Source organism: Paracnuella aquatica, from assembly GCF_003332885.2.
Classification (GTDB): Bacteria; Bacteroidota; Bacteroidia; order Chitinophagales; family Chitinophagaceae; genus Flavisolibacter; species Flavisolibacter aquaticus.
The window spans coordinates 279,908-298,956 of record NZ_QOWJ01000001.1; the positions used below are offsets into that span (position 1 = coordinate 279,908).

Annotated in this window: 13 protein-coding genes; 4 read left to right on the forward strand and 9 right to left on the reverse strand. The window is 46.6% G+C overall.

Annotated elements, in window-relative coordinates; translation table 11 throughout:
- Positions 1–67 precede the first annotated feature (67 nt).
- Positions 68–3,625 carry a PVC-type heme-binding CxxCH protein gene (locus DRJ53_RS01220; protein WP_114233760.1) on the reverse strand — a complete coding sequence of 1,186 codons (3,558 nt, stop codon included), beginning with the start codon at positions 3,623–3,625 and terminating at the stop codon, positions 68–70.
- A gap of 137 nt (positions 3,626–3,762) precedes the next feature.
- Between DRJ53_RS01220 and DRJ53_RS21210 the strand changes: the two genes are divergently transcribed.
- A complete protein-coding gene (locus DRJ53_RS21210) occupies positions 3,763–3,954 on the forward strand; it encodes a hypothetical protein (protein ID WP_114233761.1) in 192 nt (63 codons plus the stop codon).
- Positions 3,955–4,005: 51 nt separating this feature from the next.
- On the opposite strand, the gene purB is transcribed toward DRJ53_RS21210, so the two are convergent.
- Entirely contained in the window at positions 4,006–5,352 is a 1,347-nt protein-coding gene (purB, locus tag DRJ53_RS01230; protein ID WP_114233762.1) for an adenylosuccinate lyase, read from the reverse strand.
- A gap of 123 nt (positions 5,353–5,475) precedes the next feature.
- Here purB and DRJ53_RS01235 point away from each other — a divergent pair, with 123 nt between their 5' ends.
- Together DRJ53_RS01235 and DRJ53_RS01240 are read left to right on the forward strand one after the other, a co-directional pair.
- Entirely contained in the window at positions 5,476–6,222 is a 747-nt protein-coding gene (locus DRJ53_RS01235; protein WP_241558412.1) for a menaquinone biosynthetic enzyme MqnA/MqnD family protein, read from the forward strand.
- A gap of 44 nt (positions 6,223–6,266) precedes the next feature.
- Positions 6,267–9,005 carry a T9SS type B sorting domain-containing protein gene (locus tag DRJ53_RS01240; protein WP_114233764.1) on the forward strand — a complete coding sequence of 913 codons (2,739 nt, stop codon included), beginning with the start codon at positions 6,267–6,269 and terminating at the stop codon, positions 9,003–9,005.
- Positions 9,006–9,011: 6 nt separating this feature from the next.
- Here the strand turns inward: DRJ53_RS01240 and DRJ53_RS01245 are convergent, their stop codons facing one another.
- From DRJ53_RS01245 to DRJ53_RS01265, 5 genes are all read right to left on the reverse strand, one after another.
- On the reverse strand, positions 9,012–9,938 hold the full coding sequence (locus tag DRJ53_RS01245; protein WP_114233765.1) for a glycosyltransferase family 2 protein: 927 nt from the start codon (positions 9,936–9,938) through the stop codon (positions 9,012–9,014).
- A 3-nt stretch (positions 9,939–9,941) separates the two neighbouring features.
- Positions 9,942–11,057 carry a non-hydrolyzing UDP-N-acetylglucosamine 2-epimerase gene (gene wecB, locus DRJ53_RS01250; protein WP_114233766.1) on the reverse strand — a complete coding sequence of 372 codons (1,116 nt, stop codon included), beginning with the start codon at positions 11,055–11,057 and terminating at the stop codon, positions 9,942–9,944.
- Between the two features lie 66 nt (positions 11,058–11,123).
- On the reverse strand, positions 11,124–11,849 hold the full coding sequence (locus tag DRJ53_RS01255; protein WP_114233767.1) for a class I SAM-dependent methyltransferase: 726 nt from the start codon (positions 11,847–11,849) through the stop codon (positions 11,124–11,126).
- A gap of 7 nt (positions 11,850–11,856) precedes the next feature.
- Complete coding sequence (locus DRJ53_RS01260) at positions 11,857–12,594, reverse strand: TylF/MycF/NovP-related O-methyltransferase (protein ID WP_114233768.1); 738 nt, start codon at positions 12,592–12,594, stop codon at positions 11,857–11,859.
- 161 nt (positions 12,595–12,755) lie between these two features.
- Positions 12,756–13,907, reverse strand: coding sequence for a glycosyltransferase family 4 protein (locus DRJ53_RS01265; protein ID WP_114233769.1), 1,152 nt, complete (start codon positions 13,905–13,907; stop codon positions 12,756–12,758).
- 249 nt (positions 13,908–14,156) lie between these two features.
- Between DRJ53_RS01265 and DRJ53_RS01275 the strand changes: the two genes are divergently transcribed.
- Complete coding sequence (locus tag DRJ53_RS01275; protein ID WP_114233771.1) at positions 14,157–15,359, forward strand: glycosyltransferase family 4 protein; 1,203 nt, start codon at positions 14,157–14,159, stop codon at positions 15,357–15,359.
- 32 nt (positions 15,360–15,391) lie between these two features.
- Here DRJ53_RS01275 and DRJ53_RS01280 read toward each other — a convergent pair whose 3' ends face one another.
- Both DRJ53_RS01280 and DRJ53_RS01285 read right to left on the reverse strand, forming a co-directional pair.
- Entirely contained in the window at positions 15,392–16,303 is a 912-nt protein-coding gene (locus tag DRJ53_RS01280) for a glycosyltransferase family 2 protein (protein ID WP_123893281.1), read from the reverse strand.
- A 97-nt stretch (positions 16,304–16,400) separates the two neighbouring features.
- On the reverse strand, positions 16,401–18,878 hold the full coding sequence (locus DRJ53_RS01285) for a YfhO family protein (RefSeq protein ID WP_114233773.1): 2,478 nt from the start codon (positions 18,876–18,878) through the stop codon (positions 16,401–16,403).
- Between the last annotated feature and the right edge of the window lie 171 nt (positions 18,879–19,049).

A 19,049-nucleotide genomic window follows, 5' to 3' on the forward strand; every position in this document is an offset into this window, starting at 1 on the left:
GTGTAAGTTACAGGCCGGTATGCGACAAAACATACCGGCCTGACTTGTTTATTTTTCTGAGTGCTGTTTACTTGGTTACCCGCAGCACACCTTTCATGATGCGCCAGTGACCGGGGAACGTACAAACGTAGGGGTAGTCGCCGGGTTGGTCGGGAATCTTCATCGTCAGGGTGAACTTACCACCTGGGTTCACCAGCGGTGTTGCATACAATACTTCGGGCATTTTAGGCACGTACTGCATTTTAGCACCGTTGGGGTCCGACGCTAATTTATCTGCAGCGGCACCAACTTTTTCCAAAGTTTTGGGCTTGATCAACACCAGGTTGTGTTGCATAAAGTCGGGGTTTTCCAACACCAGTTGCACCGTAGTGCCGGCTTGTGCAGTGATCAATTCTTTGTCAAATTTCATCACGTCCTTCACCACTTTCATCACAATCACTTTGTCCACTTTTGCCTTTTCGGTGGCTTTGGCAGTAGCCGATGCTACAGGCGACAACATTTCCAATTTAGCATTGGTGAGGTTGGCCCGCAGGAAGAACATCGAATCAGGATATTCAAAAATGCGGTCCTGTCCGATGCTGCGGTCAACGCCTACACGCAGCGGTTGCTCCAGGTCTTTTGCAAACACACCTGCAGCTTTTGCAGTGCCTGCGTCTTTATTGTCTACAATCAGGCGCATGGTGCCGTCTTTTTGCAAGCCTGCTTTAAACGAAAACTTGTTGGGCACTGCTTGTGCTGTTGCCACTTTATAAGTTTTGCCACCCTGGTTGATCTGGAAATACATTTTATTATCCAGGAAATAAACACCGTAACCATTGGTTGCATCGCCCTGCGCTGCAAGCATGCCGCTGAACGGAATAGGACCGTTGGCCACGGCATTTTGCGCAGCGCCCTGGCCCGATGCAGCACGTTCAACATCGCCGGAAATCAGGAACTCTTTGCCGGCCAGTTCAGGAGCAGGTGCATCGGCTTGCTGTTGGCGGCCAAATGAACGGCGCAGTTGCATATCAGACAAACGCGAACCAAAAGCCAGGCGTTGGGCCACTGATGCTTCCACCAGCGATGGGTTCATGTTGAGGCCGCGTTTGCGGAAGGCTGCTTTGAAAGTTTCTTCGTTCAGTTTGCCTGCAATGGTCAGCGCATGTTTCAGCCACGTATCTTTTACATTCTCTTCACGTTCTGCCATATCCACCAGCACGGTACCAATTTCAGCCGAAGGCTTCATATCGGTTGTGGCCAGTACAGCTGCCAAACGTACCCGCAGATCTTTATCGGTAAATACGCCGGCCTTGTTCATGGCGGCAAAAGTTGCAGGCGTTTTAGGCAGCACTTCGATGGCTGCTTTTCGTACACCACCGGCCGGATGGCTGAGTGCTTTGATGGCAACATTTGTAGCCGCTACATTAGTGCCGTTGAGTGCTTTCAGGCCATGGATGGTCCACAGTGCATGAACAGCAGGAGCGTTGATGCCTGCGCCATCGAGTTGCTCGTTTTGTACCAGTTTATACAAAGCAGGAAGCACCGATGCGTCGCGGTTTTCTACCAACAGGCGTTGTGCATGGTTGCGCCAGAACATATTGTCGTTGGACAGTGCGGCCAGCAAACCTTGCTTGTCGCCTTTATCCAGCTTCATTGTGTTTTTCTGATCGTTTCCTTTATAAGCGATGCGGTAAATACGGCCACGCTCATGGTCGCGCAGTGGGTTGATGTAGGCATTGCCTTTACCGTTTTGTGCATTGTAACCACCGCGGTCGGCAGAAGGAGTGGGGTTATGCTGGATGATGAAGTCGTACCAGTCGGTAACCCAAACGGCGCCATCAGGGCCTACTTCAGCCTGGATGGGTCCAGCCCATTCGTCGGCACTGGTCAGCATGTTCCAGCCATCGCCATCTTCAGTAAAGCCCGAGCCATTGCGTTTCAACACGGTGCGGTGCACCAGGCGGCCGGTAGGTTCGGTAACAAATGCCACGCGGTTCCAGTATTCTTTCGGATAAGTTCGTGCAGTGTACAGGCTGTGGCCAGCGGCAGAAGTAAAGCCACCGTGAACGTCCACCTGGCGGAGGTTTTTGGTAGCTACACGCATGCCGTAGTGTGCGTCAATTTTTTCTACACCCGATTCATTGATCTTGGCTTTGTCGAAATAACGTTTCGGCATGCCGAAGAATGCGCTGTGGGTATTGTTGGCAGTAGAAATGAATACGTCATTTTCTTCCGAAAAACCAAGGCCCCAGGTGTTGTTGCTGGTGTTGGAAAGGAACTCGAGGTTTTTACCATCCACATCAAAGCGGTACACACCATTGCCAAAGCGCAGGGAGTCTTTGCCTTTTTTACCGTTGTAATAACCAGAGTAACCGACAACGCCCCAGATCTTGTTGTCCATTCCGTAGCGGAGGTTAGAGGCTTGCGCATGGGTATCGCTTTTGCCCCAGCCCGAAAGAATGGTTTGGCGCACATCGGCCTTACCATCGCCATCGGTATCTTTCAAAAACAGGAAGTCAGGCGCCTGGCTCAGGATGATGCCACCGTTTACAAAAGTGAATGAGGTAGGGATGTTCAGTTTTTCGGCAAAAATGGTAAACTTATCTGCCTTGCCGTCGCCATTGGTATCTTCCAAAATCTTGATGCGGTCATCACCAACATCATCGTCTTTTACTTCGTTGGGATAATCCACGGTTTCAATTACCCAAAGCCGGCCTTTTTCATCCCAGTTCATAAAAATGGGGTTCACCACATCGGGCTCCGAAGCAAACAATTGCAGCTCAAAACCAACCGGCACTTGCATCAGCGACATGGATTCCTGCGGAGACAGCGACTGCTGCACTTTCGGTGCCGGGTCGCGGCGTTCGTAGTTGGGAACTGGTCCGTCGAAATATTTAGGATCGGCAATTTTATAAGCCTGCAGGCGGGCAACTGCATCCTGGCCAACGGCATACAGAATGCCATTTTTTACCAGTTGCAGAAAGCCTTTGTTGTTAAATGTGTGTTCGTCGTGGCCATAAGCAGTGTAAAACACACGGCCTTTTCCGTATTCTTTTACCCAGGTGTAAGGCTCGCGGTGGTCGCCTTCAACCCGCTCAGTAAGAACGGTAATGTCTTTGCTCAATTTGTCGTGCACATAGGTTTCATCCAGCGTTGTAAACGTAGGTACGCCTTTCACCACCTGGTGGTCGGGACGAACAATTACCGCGGGAAACGAATCGTATTTGTGGCGTTTGAACTGGCCGCCAATCAGGTCCACCACTTCAGGTGAATTGCGGAAACACCAGGATGCCGAGTGGATGGGAATAAAGCCTTTGCCGCTGCGTACAAAATTCAGCAGCGCCTTTTCCTGCGGTGCTGTGATGGAGTCGTGGTTGGCATACAAAATAAGTCCATCGTAGTGCGACAATACTTCATCATTCAGATCGTTCGGATCGGTGGTGTAACTGATGTTGAAGCCGTCTTTGAAATACTCCTTTACAAAAATGTTAGCGAGCTGGTCGGAGTTGTGGTGCTGGCTTTTGTGGCCCAGCAAAAGCAATTCGAGTCTTCGTGGTTTGGGATCGTCCGGCAACTGTTTTGCGATTGTAAATGATAGCGCCATAAGGCCTAACAATACCGGGATCATCATCGGTTTCAATGTCATGGCAAGTATTTTGATCGTGGTTTCAAGGTGCAGTTTTCACGAACCACACCTGTAACATAATCCGAAGTTGCGGTAAAACTCCGGGAAAAGTGTCAATTTAACGTTTATTAACGAATATACTAAATGCCTGGTGGTTTTTGGCCGACAAAAACGGCCTGTTCAAGGCACTAAATTTCATCAAAAGCCGCCACATTTTACCCATTCAATGGCAACGGGTTAAAATATTATTGGTTCCTGCAAAAAGAAAAGAATTAGTAGCCTGCACTGTAATGAAAAATGAGCAGCACGCAATGCACATCATTTGCTTAAAAACAAAAAGCCAACCATGATTCTTTAATTCAAAATCAATGATTGGCTTTGTAGCGAAGCTGCTTCAGTAATTAAAAGTCCGGGTAGATGCCCGTATAATTTTGCGGCGAAATCGCTTTTAGTTCCTTCTTTATTTTTTGCGACACATCCAGTCCATCTATAAACTGGTGCATCACATCCTTATTAATTTTTTGTGCGCCGCGGGTCAGGTCTTTTAAAGCCTCGTACGGATTTGGGTATTGCTCCCGGCGCAGCACGGTTTGAATGGCTTCGGCCACCACGGCCCAGTTCTGCTCCAGGTCGGCTTCAATGCGTTCTTCGTTCAGCACTAATTTGCCCAGGCCTTTTTCAATACTTTTCAACGCAATAAATGTATGTGCCATCGGCTGGCCAATGTTGCGCAGCACGGTGCTGTCGGTGAGGTCGCGCTGCAACCGCGAAATGGGCAGCTTGGCGGCCAGGTGCTCAAACAGCGCATTGGCGAGGCCCAGGTTGCCTTCGGCATTTTCAAAATCAATCGGGTTTACTTTATGCGGCATGGCCGATGAACCCACTTCGCCTTCTTTGATTTTTTGTTTGAAATAATCCATCGAAATATAGGTCCACACATCGCGGCAAAAATCGATGAGGATGTTGTTGATCCGTTTCAATCCATCGAAGAAAGAAGCAAGGTTATCGTAGTGTTCGATTTGCGTGGTGAACTGCGACCGCTCGAGACACAACACATCGTTCACAAACTCATTGGCAAATGCAATCCAGTCTACATCCGGAAATGCAATGTGGTGCGCATTAAAGTTGCCGGTAGCGCCACCAAATTTTGCCGAAAAAGGAATGTGCATCAATTGATCTACCTGCCGGTCGATGCGTTCTACAAACACCATCAACTCTTTTCCTAAATTAGTGGGCGATGCAGGCTGGCCGTGGGTTCGGGCCAGCATTGATATGTCTTTCCATTGCGCTGCCAATTGCTTTAAACGGCTGTTCAAGTTAATGAGTGCCGGCAGGAATTCATTTTCAATAGCGCCCTTCCAAAGCAGCGGTATGGAAGTGTTATTTACATCCTGCGAGGTAAGCCCAAAATGCACCCACTCTTTTGCAGCCGTGGCTTCCACTTTATCCAGTTCCTTTTTCAGGAAATACTCCACTGCCTTTACATCGTGGTTGGTAGTGGCCTCAATGTCTTTCACCGCCTGTGCGTGATCGGGACTGAAATTGCCTTTCAGGTTGTTGAGGTGTTTTGCTGCTTTTGGATCAAGGGAGAAAAAACCTTTTTGCGACAGGAAGAAAAGATAATCGATCTCCACCCAAACGCGGTATTTGATCAGTGCATATTCAGAAAAATATTCATCTAAATGTTGTACCTGCTTTCGGTAGCGGCCATCGATTGCGGAAATAGCGGTGAGTGTGTTTAGTTCCATAACAAAAGGTGCAGCAAGGTTTTTTAGTGCGGCAAAAAGGGGCGCCAGCGCAAGATAAATTCCTGCTAATACTGGCTTGATTCCGCAGAAACTGCGGTTACTTTGCGGCCAAAAATAATCGATTTGAATCAGATAAGAGTTGCATCGGTGAGTTACCTCAATGCCCGGCCCCTTGTTTACGGATTGACCCACCACCCGGTGATAAACCAAATACAATTGACGGAAGATTACCCTGCTTTTGTGGCCCGCCAACTGGTGGCCGGCGAAGTAGATATGGGATTGATTCCCGTAGCGATGATCCCCAAATTACCGCAGTCGTTTATTGTAGCCGACTATTGCATCGGCGCCGATGGACCGGTGGCTTCTGTGTGCCTGTTTAGCGAAGTGCCGATGGACCAAATTACCCATGTGTACCTCGATTACCAAAGCCGCACATCGGTAAACCTGGCCCGTGTGCTGCTGCGAGAATACTGGAAAAAAGATGTGCAATTTTTAGACGCTACCGGCGAAGATTTTCGCGATAAAATAAAAGGCAATACCGCCGGCGTAGTAATTGGCGACCGTGCATTGGAGCAGCGCCAGTGTTCGCCGTTTATTTATGACCTAGCGGAAGCGTGGATCGACCACACAGGTTTGCCCTTTGTATTTGCCGCCTGGGTTGCCAACAAGCCGCTGCCGCCCGATTTTGTTGCCGCATTCAACGAAGCTAACAAATGGGGCCTGGAACAATTGGAGGTTGTGCTGCAAAACATCAACTATCCTGTTTATGATTTAAACAAATATTTCACGCAGAACATCAGTTATCTACTGGATGCCGAGAAGCGTAAAGGGCTGGCGTTATTTCTGGAAAAATTGCGCGACAATACATGACAGAAATGGTCTAATTTTAGCCCAACCTAACTGCCTCTTTTTACATGAGAATAATTGCGCTTCTGCTGTTCCCTATAATATTTATCAATAGTGTAATTGCCCAAAAAACGGGTACCCGTACTCAGACCAACACACCCATTTACTTAAGCCAAGGCGGGAACCAGGCGCTAAGCATGACGTGTAATAACTGGTTAAAGACTGGGAACCATCCGGGCTTTGTGCGCATTGGCGATTTGGATATTACCGGCGACCAGATTACCGTGGAAGCCACGTTTAACCGCACCGCTCGCTGGCCTGGTTCTGATTTATACCAGGGCGATCTTGTGTCAAAACATGATGGGCCAGACGATTGTAACTATCTTTTGCGGCCTGGTTCAGCCGAAATTACCACCGAGCATGGCTATTATAAAACGCCGGAAATATGTGCCATTGAGTTGAATAAAACTTACCATGCCGCGATGGTGTATGACGGTGAATCGCTCAAATTTTACCGCAACGGATTTTTGATGAGTGAAAAGGCGGCGTCGGGCAATTTGGTATTAAACGATTGGGAAACGCAGATTGGCTTGTATTACAACGAAGTTGTAAACACGCAATTCACCGGCTATATTAACGAGGTCCGGATCTGGAATACAGCACGTTCGCAACAACAAATAAGGCAATATATGGAAACCTCGTTGCCTAATCCGGCCGCCATACCAGGGCTAAAAGCATATTATACGTTTGAAAGTTTGAACAATAAGCAAGGCAATGTGCAATGGAATGGATCAGTCCATGGAAATGCCAGCCTTAATCAAACCAATGCGGCCTGCAATTTTGTGGCGGACAGTTGTGGAAGAAAACCTTGCATTGAAAAAGAGATAGATTTTTCTTACAAACAAAACATCTGCACACCTGGTCAATTTGTCTTTTCTACCAGCCTGGGTACAGGAGAAACTGCTACCTGGTCAATCAATGGGCAAATGTTGAGCGGCAGTACCGCAAGTGTAGTTTTGGCGAATCAATCTACGTCATACTCTGTATTGCTGACGACACAAACTGCCGAAGGCTGCCGGAACACAGTTCAGAAAATAATATCCTACGCAGAAGACGCATCGGCAATCATTGAACCTGGCCCACTAACTTTTTGCCAAGGCGATTCGCTTTTGCTGCGTGGTGAAAGTTCGCTGCTTCAATATTGTTGGCAGACACCGCCAAACGTCAATGCACCTACTGGTTTAACCGGATATCTGAAGCCTGCGGGCTCCGGCACTGTTTCACTTCGCGGCTTTTCAGGTACAAACAACTTATTGGCAAATCCGAATTTTTCGTTGGGCAATTCCGGCTTTCAATCAGATTATCAGCTTAATCCCGCGGCCGGCAGTACAGGTTACAAAGTTCAAAGCAATCTTGCCGGGACTGCTAAAGCGGCTTGTGCTGCAGCACCCCAGGGCAAAGGATATTTGATTGTACAAAACGCTTCGGAACGCTTTAGGACCATTTGGCAACAAACGGTGCAGATCGAGCAACAAAAAGCTTATGCATTTTCTGCAAAACTTTTGTCGCTACAGGCAGCTAAACAGGCTAAGATTCAACTTTTGTTCGACGGAATTCCCGTGACTACAACACACAATGTAAAGGAGCAGCAATGCGAATGGGATGAGTTGTTTTTACTTTGGAACTCGGGCGGCAAACAAAGCGTAACTGTATCGTTGGTGAGCACAAACAACGAAGCCGGAGCAACGGACCTTGCAGTGACAGATCTTTATTTTGGTAAAACTGTCATCAAAACGGATAAAGTCGAATATAACGTTGTTGCAGCTCCAGTTGTTATGTTTCCGCAAGACACATCTATTTGTGCAGGCTCTGGCATAGTTTTGAACACGACAAGCAACGGCGCGGCGGATCGCATTGAGTGGCGTGAAAATCCAGGCCTTTCAGACAGAAACAGTTTTGCACCAAAGGTAAATCCTACGAATAGTGGTGTATTTGCCGCTACAGTTACAAACGATGTTGGATGCGCTACAACAGATTCGGTTCGTGTTGCAGTTTTGGCGCTACCAGTCGTGGTAATGCCGGATTCGGTAGCATCATGTGCCGGTACAGAAACGCAATTGAAGCCAACTTATACCGGAGTTCAGCAAGTTCGTTGGTACCCGACAGCTGGCATCAATAGTGCATCCGCATTTGAACCAAGCTTTTCGCCGACAACCGAGCAAAAATATTTTGCAGCTCTTTCCTCTGCGGAAGGATGTGTAGCAACCGATTCAATTGTCCTCACGTTGAAACCGCAGGCAACTGGTGCCGTAACAAAAGAAGGAGACATTGATTGTACCCGTTCATCAGTGCAACTCGTGGCAACCGGTGGCGTCCAGTATGAATGGGAGCAAGCCGCTTCGTTGAGCAATCTCGGCGTGCCGAACCCAATTGCCAGTCCGGGCCTTACAACTACCTATAAAGTAAAAATTACCAACGCTGAAAATTGTAGTATTGAAATCCCGGTTACGGTACAAGTGACAGCCACCGGTAAAAACTCATTTTATTTACCAAACGCATTTACACCGAATAACGATGGATTGAATGATTGCTTTGGTGTTCGTGATTGGGGAGCAGTTGAGGAATTTTCTTTTAACGTGTATAATCGGTGGGGACAAGTCGTGTTCAGCACAAAAGATGTAAACGCTTGTTGGGATGGTAAGTTCAAAAACCAATTACAACCATCGGGTGCTTACATTTATACCATACGGGCAAAAACACTTTGCGGGGATGTGTCTAAAAAAGGCACGATGATGTTGATACGGTAACGGGCCTCACTGTTTAGGGACAGGTAGGAGCAGGGCTTTGATGCCCGTAAAACTCATCCGAATCATTTGCACCATCTTACTTACCGGCACGTAGCAGAGTACCACTAACGCCTGCGGAACAGAAAGACGTTTTAGCTTTTGCAAAAAAAGCATGTACTTGTAAGGTACACTTTTAGTTGATCCATAAAAAACAGCAAGCTTGCGGTATAAAAGTGCTAAATCAAAAGCCTGTAGCCGCTGCTCCAGGCCGGCCAGGTTTCGTTCTAAAAATATCTTGGCCATATCATTTACTGTGGCCAGGTGTTGGGATGTTAGCGAGCCTTCGTGTTCCCTGTAAAAATACAATTGATTAGTAGGCAGGTATGCAAAATTGAAACGGATAAAAGCACGAATGAAAAAATCATAATCTTCCACCAGGAACGCAGCTGCATTGTATCCTTTTAGCGCAGTATGAATTTCTTTCTTGTATAAAAAGCAGGCTCCTGCGCCGGTCCATTTCGTAAAGCTTTTATTGACATCGCCGAAGCTGCGTGTGCTAAAAACTTTGCCACTTGCATTGATCAATTGGTAATCCGTATACACCAGATCAATTGATGGATTTTGCTCCAAATACCCGACGAGTGTTGCAATGGCGTTGGGTGCATAAATATTGTCATCGGATGTCCAAGTATAATAGGTGCCTTTTGCTACTGAAAATCCTGCATTAAGCGAAAGTGGTAACTTTTTATTTTCCTCGTTACTGATTATCCTGATCCGTTCATCTTTTTGGGCATACTCTTTCGCGATGGCTAATGTTTCGTCAGTTGAACAATCGTTTACGATGATCAGTTCAAACTGTTCAAATGTCTGGTTGAGGCAACTTTCTATTGCATTGCGCAGGTACCCTGCACCGTTAAATGTTGGCAGAACAATGCTTACAACTGGGTGCAACATGTGTCAAAGATTTTCGCGTAACAAGGTGAGAATGGCAGTAGCGGCTTGGCCGGTGCCGTATGGGTTAACGGCCTTTGCAATGCGCTGGTAGGCTGATTCATCCGAAAGCAGCATGGCGGCGGCTTCAACAATGTTTTTCTGATTGGTGCCTACCAACAGTGCAGTGCCGGCATCAACACCTTCCTGCCGCTCCGTTACTTCACGTATCACCAGTACGGGTTTGCCCAATGAGGGCGCTTCTTCCTGGATGCCGCCGGAATCGGTAATGACCAATGTGCTTTTATCAAGCAGCCAAAGCAAATGAGGATAGTCCAGCGGTGCAATCAGCGAAATACGTGGATGTGCACCAAGTAAGCGATAAACAGTTTCACGAACATTTGGGTTTAAGTGCACCGGGTAAACCACTTGCACATCGTGAAAGCGTTCAGCAATCTCGAGTAATGCCTGGCAAATTTCTTCGAGTGGTTGGCCGAAACTTTCCCTGCGGTGTGCCGTGACTAAAACGATGCGCTTTTCGACATTTAAATAATGAAATGCTGCGGCGACCGCTTCGTCATTGCGAACTTTTGCAACGCCCATCAACAAGGCGTCAATCACCGTGTTGCCGGTTTGGTACACATGTTCAGTGATCCCTTCTTTTTTAAGGTTGATAACAGCTTTTTCTGTAGGCGCGAAGTGAAAATTGGCAAGCACACCGGTTAATTTTCGATTGCCTTCTTCCGGGAATGGTGCATAGAGATCGTAACTCCTAAGGCCTGCCTCGATGTGGCCGATATTAATTTTTTTATAAAACGCTGCCAATGCACCTACAAACGCTGTAGTCGTATCGCCTTGCACAAGAACAACGTCAGGTTTGGCTTCTGTAAGTACTCGTTCAAGTTCTTTTATGGCACGTGCAGTAATGTCAAACAATGTTTGGTTTGGCTGCATCAGGTCAAGGCTATAAGTTGCCTTCAGGCCAAAAAAATCCATCACTTGCTGCAGCATTTCGCGGTGCTGTCCCGTAGTGCAAACTTCTATAGTGAAAAATGGATCTTTTTGCGCAGCCAAAATCACAGGAGCCATTTTTATGGCTTCTGGTCTTGTGCCGAATATAAATAACAGCCTTTTCGATTGCATGGTCTTTGTTTAAATTGAGCAGCCTTAGCGCAGCTAAGGGCTATCCAAGGCAGCTTTCGCTGTTCATTACACTTGGTGGCTAGGTTTGCTGGCAATTTCGTTTACTTTTCGACACAGCACGATGTTGTTCATGTATAGTGTCTTGTCGCGAGGAAGCAGCTTTCCCCAAATTTTCGCCGATGTATTGATTACGCCAAAAATAAACAGGCGGCCCGCCGAACGTACCACCGGTATCTTTTCTATTTTCTTAAAAATGTTGAAATAGCAATAAACTGAAAACAGTTGGTGTATTGTCTCGATGGTACTGCCCGTTTTTTCCTGCACTACAATCTCAAAACCTTTTTCCTGCAAGAGGTGCCGGATCCCGAATGATGTATATCGTGCAAAGTCGTGCGGCACTTCATGTTCGCAAAAAGAAAAAGGGCAGGACAATAATAGTAGCCCATCACGCTTAAGCACCCTGTTTAGTTCGATGAGTATGTCTGGCAGGTTGAACACATGTTCGAATACCTCACTGCTAAATATTGAATCAAATTGTGCATGCTCAAATGGCAATGTTTTGCCGTCGTAGAATACATCAATTTGTTCGTTCAAATGAGAATGGCCGGGATTTTCGTAATCGACGCCAATATATTCATCAACCGAGAAAAGCGATTGGTAAGGTTTTGTTCCGCAGCCAAAATCAAGCATGCGTCCTTTCAATCGGGGTGATAGACGGGTGAAAGCTTTCAAGAGGCCTTGGCGAATTAAATAGTTAGGCTGTAAAATATCAGGGTTAAATTCCTTCTTCATGAATGTCTTACTGTTTTACAGCGATCCTTCCGGTTTCGTCCATCCTGTTCAGCAGAATGCGAGTTTTATGTTCTTGGAAATATTCATCTACCGCTTTTCTTGCGCCTTTCCAAAAGCCGTAATCATCAATGATCAGCACACCACCAGGTACCAACAGCGGGAACAGATGTTCCAGTTCATGTTTGGTTGATGCGTACCAATCCGTATCGAGGCGCAGCAACGCTATCTTTCCGGGCATAGTTGCCGGGATGGTGTCTTCCACTTTGCCTTGCACATAATGTATGTGCGCATCGGGATATTTACACAGTTGCATGGTTTGGCGTACTGTTTCCAATGCAGAATATGCCCACACCAAATTTTTTTCTTTATTAGCGTCGGCCGCCAGCAGTTCGCTGGCTTGCTGATCGGCATATGAAACATCTTCCATTTCAGGCGCCGGCATTCCTTCAAAAGTGTCGTATAAGTATAGATGCCTCTTTGTTTCCTGCAGGTTTAAGAGTGTTTGCGCCACGGCCAACATGCTGCCGCCTTTCCAAACCCCACACTCCACTACGTCGCCTTCAATTTGGTTTTTAACAATATAGTTGACTGCCTCTGCCAAACCAAAAATCCGTTCAGGGCTCGTCATCGTATATGGCTGAACCAGACGTATAAGATCAACATGCTGCTGTTCAAAGTCAACAGGTATTTTTTGCTTGTCGAGGCGCACAAGCTCCAGACCGAAACGCCGAAGTATTCTTTTCATAAACCCGCCAGGATTACTCTAAAATTTAATGGGCAAAGAAAGGGATTATTTCAATCACTATTGCTTTGAACCGCGCAAAGCAAGCAGTTGATATGTCTTGGAAATGATTGCGTGACCGCAACAAAATTACTGCGAGAATCGGGTTAAATATGTTTTTGACGCTAAGCGCCGTTGGAACCGACTAGAATTTGCAAAAGACTTTTTCCAGGAGTGGGGTCATACAGTTTTTGTGCAGTATGCGCAGCTGAAGCGCCTAAGTCGGCCCACAGTGACTTCGCCTGCCAAGCTTCCTCCAAAGTAGCTTGCAAAGCATTGACTGAACAGGCCGCAGCAATAAAGCCATTTTTTTGATGTTCGACCCACTCGGCACTTCCGCCCACATCCGTTGCGAGACAGGGCCTGCCGCAAAGCATGGCTTCTACAACTGCCAGCGGCATGCCTTCCATAATTGAGGGCATCAACAGCATATGGCACTGCTCCCAAACTTTGCGGATGTTGGGCACATTGCCCTCAAATACAACCTTTCGCTCCAAGCCATAAAAAGCTACAAGCCGCTCTAAATAATTTTTATCCGGCCCATCGCCAAAGATGTGTAGTACCCAGTTGCGGTCGCGCCACTGCTTTGACGCGAATACATTTAATAAAACATCCTGACCTTTTTGTCGAACGTAGAGCCGACCAACTAATGCAAAATGTACCGTTGGCTCCGGAGTGGGAAAGACGATCTGGCTTAAGTTGGTTAAGTTAACTGGGTTGCGCACCACCATAGCATTGGTGATATGGGTGGCAAGATGTCTTTCGGCAGTGTGCATATTACGCAATGAAACAAACATAACCTTCCTAGCATAGGTGTACGCATTCGAAATCCGAGTTGCTTCGCTTTCTGAGATATCACGGATAGTCTCCGTATTTTGTTGCCCGAGTATAAAGAAGGTAATATTGTTACTGCGAACCTGTTCCATCAGTCCTTTTTCACCAGCAATGGAGTAACAGGTTCCGTTGTATAATATCATGTCAGGCTTCCATCCTAAAATCTGCTGAAACGGATTTTGCCATTGCTTGCGCAAAAAGTTGATTCCTATTTGAAATTGTCGAGAAATTTGACCCGACTCAGGCCGGATATACCCCGGGCGGGTGAAGGTTTTCAAGCCAAGCACTTCCAGCTCTTTTATTTTTGGCGCCGTTACCGGGTGCTCATACCTAAGGTGCGCAACTTGATGACCTGCGGCCAGGGCCTCTTTCGCCATGGCGTACCACAACTCTTCGCTACCGCCCCAAGGATCTCTTATCATAGAGATGACTGCGATTTTCATTTACGATCCTGATGTTTTATGAAAGAAATTAGCATGAGGTGTGCTCGAAAAAAATGCGACAAATTTCGTTTGCACAAAAATGGGCTAATTATCTGAATCGAAATTTTAAGTTCGTTGGGTCGGAAACGGATAATTTTCATCCCATCGGTATGGTGTTTTGACCAGAGATGAAAATTGCGTGGGTCAAAATGCTTAACGTGTAAAGCCAAAAAATTTTCATTCCCCGGCCGAAAATGCCAAATTGCACCCATGACTTTAGTCTACGGTTTAATAACGCTGAAACGCCTGGTTGAACAGGTGGTCATCACTCCGTTTGTATGGTGGGGAAAGCTAAAAGCAAGGCGCCGGCCGTTGGAAATGGAATATGACGTTTTTTTCTTTTTTCCCACATACGGACTTGGCGGCGCGGAAAAGGTAAATGCCGATATACTGGATTGTGTAAAGGATAAAAAGTGCATTGTTTTTTTTACAAAAAAACCTTGCGATGAAGCAATGTTACACTTATTTACAACCAATGGAATAGTCTACCACGACATCAGCCGATGGACAGATAATAAAAAACGATACTGGGAAAATTTTATTTACCGGGGTATATGTGCGGCGTATATTAATGGTCAAACAAAGCTTCCTGTTGTGTTCAACGGGCAATGCAATTTTGCATACAAGCTATTTCCCCACTTGAATTTGCATGTCCGTAAGGTGGAGTTGATCCACACTGCCGATCGGCAGTTTACGCTGATCACATTGCCATACATTCCATTTATCGATTTACGTGTTATGATTACCAATGTTCATATAGAGGAACACCGGCGATACTACCGAAAATTTGGTGTTTCAAAAGCCTATGACGGCCGTATGCGACGTATCCTGAATAAGGTAGAAATGACGAATGAAGGCGGTCTTGAAAAGGAATATGGTCCAAGACTTAAATTTTACTACGCCGGCAGGGGGGGCGCACAAAAACGTGTGTGGCTGCTTGTAGAAGCAATGCGCCGTTGCCAGAAGCTTAATCTTCCCGTGGATTTTTTCTTAGCTGGCAATTTTGAAGCAGAATTGCCAGCAGATCATTCCAAGTTCTGCACATACCTGGGGCAGTTGAAAGGCGGTGAAGCGATGAACAAATTACACCAGCAAATGGACGTGCTGATGCTAACTTCCGCATACGAGGGTTTTCCAATGGTTATTATGGAAGCAATGACATTTGGTGTAGTGCCTATTGCTACGGCGGTGGATGGCGTGCCTGAGCATATTCGTCATATGCACAATGGGTTATTAATCGATAATGCAAGTGAGGAAAAAGTGGTAAAACAACTTATTGAACACGTACAATTCCTGTGTGGCAATAGAGCAGAGCTGCTAAAGATGTCGAAGCATGCATTTAATTATGCGAAAAACGAATTTTCCGGCAACGAGTTTTGTAGCAACTACCGCTACGCAATTTTTAACCAATAGCTGTACTTGTTTGAAAGCGAATAGTCATAATGCTAATACCAAAGCCTTGCATTCAAATGGTGTAAGTGATCCATAGCCTTTTTCGGCAAAGTCGTTTTCCGCTCCTTTACAAAAATCCTGGAAATGGCCATCCATCCGTTTAACCATTCTTTCAAGTTAAATCCGGATTTCAACAAAGCAAACAGCGACCACATTATTGCAGTACCTGCAAAGTGGTACCAACGCAGGTATCGCCATGCAACTTTTGATTTATTTACCCACATCATTCGCAGCTTTTCGGCTTTTGGCTTGCGGCCGAGTGGCGACTCTTTATGCAGCACTACTACTGAAGCGGTGTACACAATTTGGTAGTGATATAAGAGTAAACGGTAAGCCAAATCATACTCTTCCATGCCATAGAAAAAGTCTTCCGGATAAAGTCCTGTCTTTTCTATAGCTGAACGGCGTAACACATGTGCGCAGCCGGTGAAATAGTATGTTTCAAAAAAAGGAGCCTGCTGCAGTCTCTTAAAATCTTTATGCGGAAATGCAGTTTGTTGCATGGCTCCTGTACCATAATATAAAACCTTGCACGCAGCGGCACCGATCGTGCCTGATTGGTCCGCGTTGAACAATGCAGCAACTTGTAGCAACGCATCGCTGTTTTGCAATACTGCGTCATCATCGAGCAGAAAAAGCAGTTCGCCGGTGCTCTCACCAATAGCGTAGTTGCGGCCCCGTGCAACGCCCAGGTTCTCTTCGTGTTTTATGTAACGAATATTACAAGGATGTCCCATTTCACAAAAAGCTTCTACGTCTGTATAACTTTCTGTAGAAGCATTATTCAACAGGATAATTTCGGCCACCAGCATTCCAACCCCTTTGAGTGACACCAGGTTTTGCAACAGCGCCAATGCATCTGCAGGTCGGTTGTAGGAAATGATGATGATGGAAATCTGCTTCATAAACAGCGGCAAATGCTCGGTTGTAGGCCGGTTGAACAACTGCGAAAAAGCCACTATGTTCAGTGGCTTTTTCTTTGACTCATTTTTAAAAATATCGCTAGGCTTTTTTCAATTCAGGACGCTGCGGCCGAAAGCTAAACCATAGCGCTACGATGATAAGCAAAAGGGTAATGATGTTGCCTGTAAATGCAATGGTTTCACCAAGGTAATAGGACCTGGGGCGGAATTCAAATACAATCTGGTGCTGCCCGGCAGGTATTTGCAAGCCCCGTAACGCATAGTTGGTGCGTGCAATCGGTACTTCTTCGCCATCAATGAATGCAATCCAGCCGCGGTCATAAAAAATTTCGCTAAAGACGGCAAAGCCTGGCGCAGCAGCATTGCTTTGATATTCCATTTTGTCATTGTCGTAGCGGGTCAGGCGCACCATCGCCGCCGAGTCGGTTTGTGGTGTGAAACCTTTCTGTTTGTCCGCCGATTCCAACACTGCAACTTGTGCCGGGTTGAAATTATCCATTGCCCGCATCACAGCCAGCCAACCGTTTTCGTATTGCAAATTTTTCACAAACCAGGCATGGCCCAAAGCCTCAGGGCTTACCTGCACCTGCGGTTGGTTATTTTGACCCGGTGTGATGACATACTTTGTATTCATCATATTCAACACTGCAACATTCATCGGTTGCTTGCGCAGGTGGAACGATAATACATCTTCAACAATACTCAATTTAGCTGGGTGGTATCCGCCCACCGAGTTGTGATGATAGGAGGTAAGTGCGTCATTGAATACATCCTGCGTCAGGTTCAGCACACGATAATAGCCAGTATCCTGCTTTATTTGCAGATCGGCAGGCGTAGGCGCAAATACCTGATCATACTGGTCGGGGTCAACGAAGTTGTCGCTGTTTAAATAACGCTTACCTATGCCAATCAGGTCAAAAAGGTTGAGTACGATCAAGGCCACAATTGCTGTAGAAAATTTCAGTTTGCTCCGCAAATACATCAGGAGCACGCCAAAGCTCAATGCAACTAAAATAATACTGCGCAAAAGGTCACCACTCAACAGCGAACGGCGGTCATCTTTTAATGCGCCATAAACTTCGCTGCCAGCACTTGGGTTGCCCAACGCCTGGCCAAAATATTGAATGAGATTTTCATCATTCGGCCCTTTGAAATCGAATGTCAGGTACATCAGCGCCACAACAGCCAATAAGCCACCAGTGATAAAACCTGCTAATTTCAACGACTTCCATTTTTCCTCTAGTTTGTCATCACTGAAAAACAGACGTTGCAACCCCATTGCACCCAGCAGCGGAAACAACATCTGCGGAATCACCAGTATCATGGCCGGTGCACGAAACTTGTTGTAAAGAGGGAGTGTATTAAAAACAAAAGAATTAAAACCTTCCAGGTTTTTACCCCAAGAGAGCAAGATGGAGAAAATCACTGCTGCCAACATCCACCAGCGATGACCTGTTTTTAAATACACCATGCCGAACACAAACAGAAAGCACATGATAGCACCGAGATAAACCGGGCCGGCATGGCCTGGTTGGTTGCCCCAGTAGGACGGCAGACTGGCGGCAAATTGTGCTGCCTGATCTTCGGGCACACCCTTAGCTGCAAGGTTGGCCGCTACTTTTGAGTTCGACCCAAGTTCGCCGCTGCCTCCGCCGCCATATAATCCGGGTACAAGCAAGGTCATTGTCTCGGCTTGTCCATAGCTGCCATAGGTAAATGCATACTCTGTAGTTAAGCCCGATTTTTTTGTACCAGAAGCAGCAGTGGTATCAAGGCCCAGTGTGCCATTGCGCATGGTAGCCTTTGAGTAATCGTACGTCACAAAAATGCTTGTAGCATTTGCAACTACCCCCAAAGTGCCACAGCCTAATGCAATGGCAAGTGCCGCCGCCATGTGCCGGTACTCTTTTTGGCGAAACCATTGGTACAGGTAATACAGCGTCATGAAACCCGCGGTAATTAATGTGTAATACACAATCTGCAGGTGGTTCATTGCAATCAGCAGAATGCTGAATAGTGCCGTGCAGGCACCTCCTAACCAATATTTTTTATCAAAAATGAGTGCAATACCACCGATCACTGCCGGCATGTATGCCATCGAAAGCATTTTCGTGTCGTGTCCAACCGCCACAATGATTGGATTGTAGGTAGCATAGGCGTATCCTAACGCCGCCAAAATACTGATCCACGGATTTACCCGAAATGCCTGGCACAAAAAGTAAAACATGAGGCTGGCCAGGAAGAAAAAGTTGATTGGCTTGGGCAAGGAAAGTGAAAACACATAGTGAAACAAACCGGGTGTGATGACCACCTTGCTATCCATATAAATTTGATAGGCAGGCATGCCACCAAACATACTGGAAGTCCAAAGTGGAAAATGTCCGTGTTGTTCTTTGTACTCCACCGACTGCTGCGCCATGCCTTTCCAGTGAATCACATCACTCTGGCTGATTTGCTTTCCGCTAAGTGCAGGCGAACAAAAAATAACGGCCACCAGCAGGAATATGATTACGGCAATGGCGTGTGGAAGGGCTTTTTGCAAGAACCCATTTTTCATGTGTCTTCTTTTTCGGGGTGTGCTGCACAAAGGGTTTTGTACAGGCTAAATCCGTTTTTTTAACCGGGCAAATTACGGTTATTTTACAGAGATAATGCTGCAGCGGACACAAATTACCGCCGGAGCGGCAGCGGCACAAAGGCGTTGGTCCATTCCTGCACGCCGGCTGCC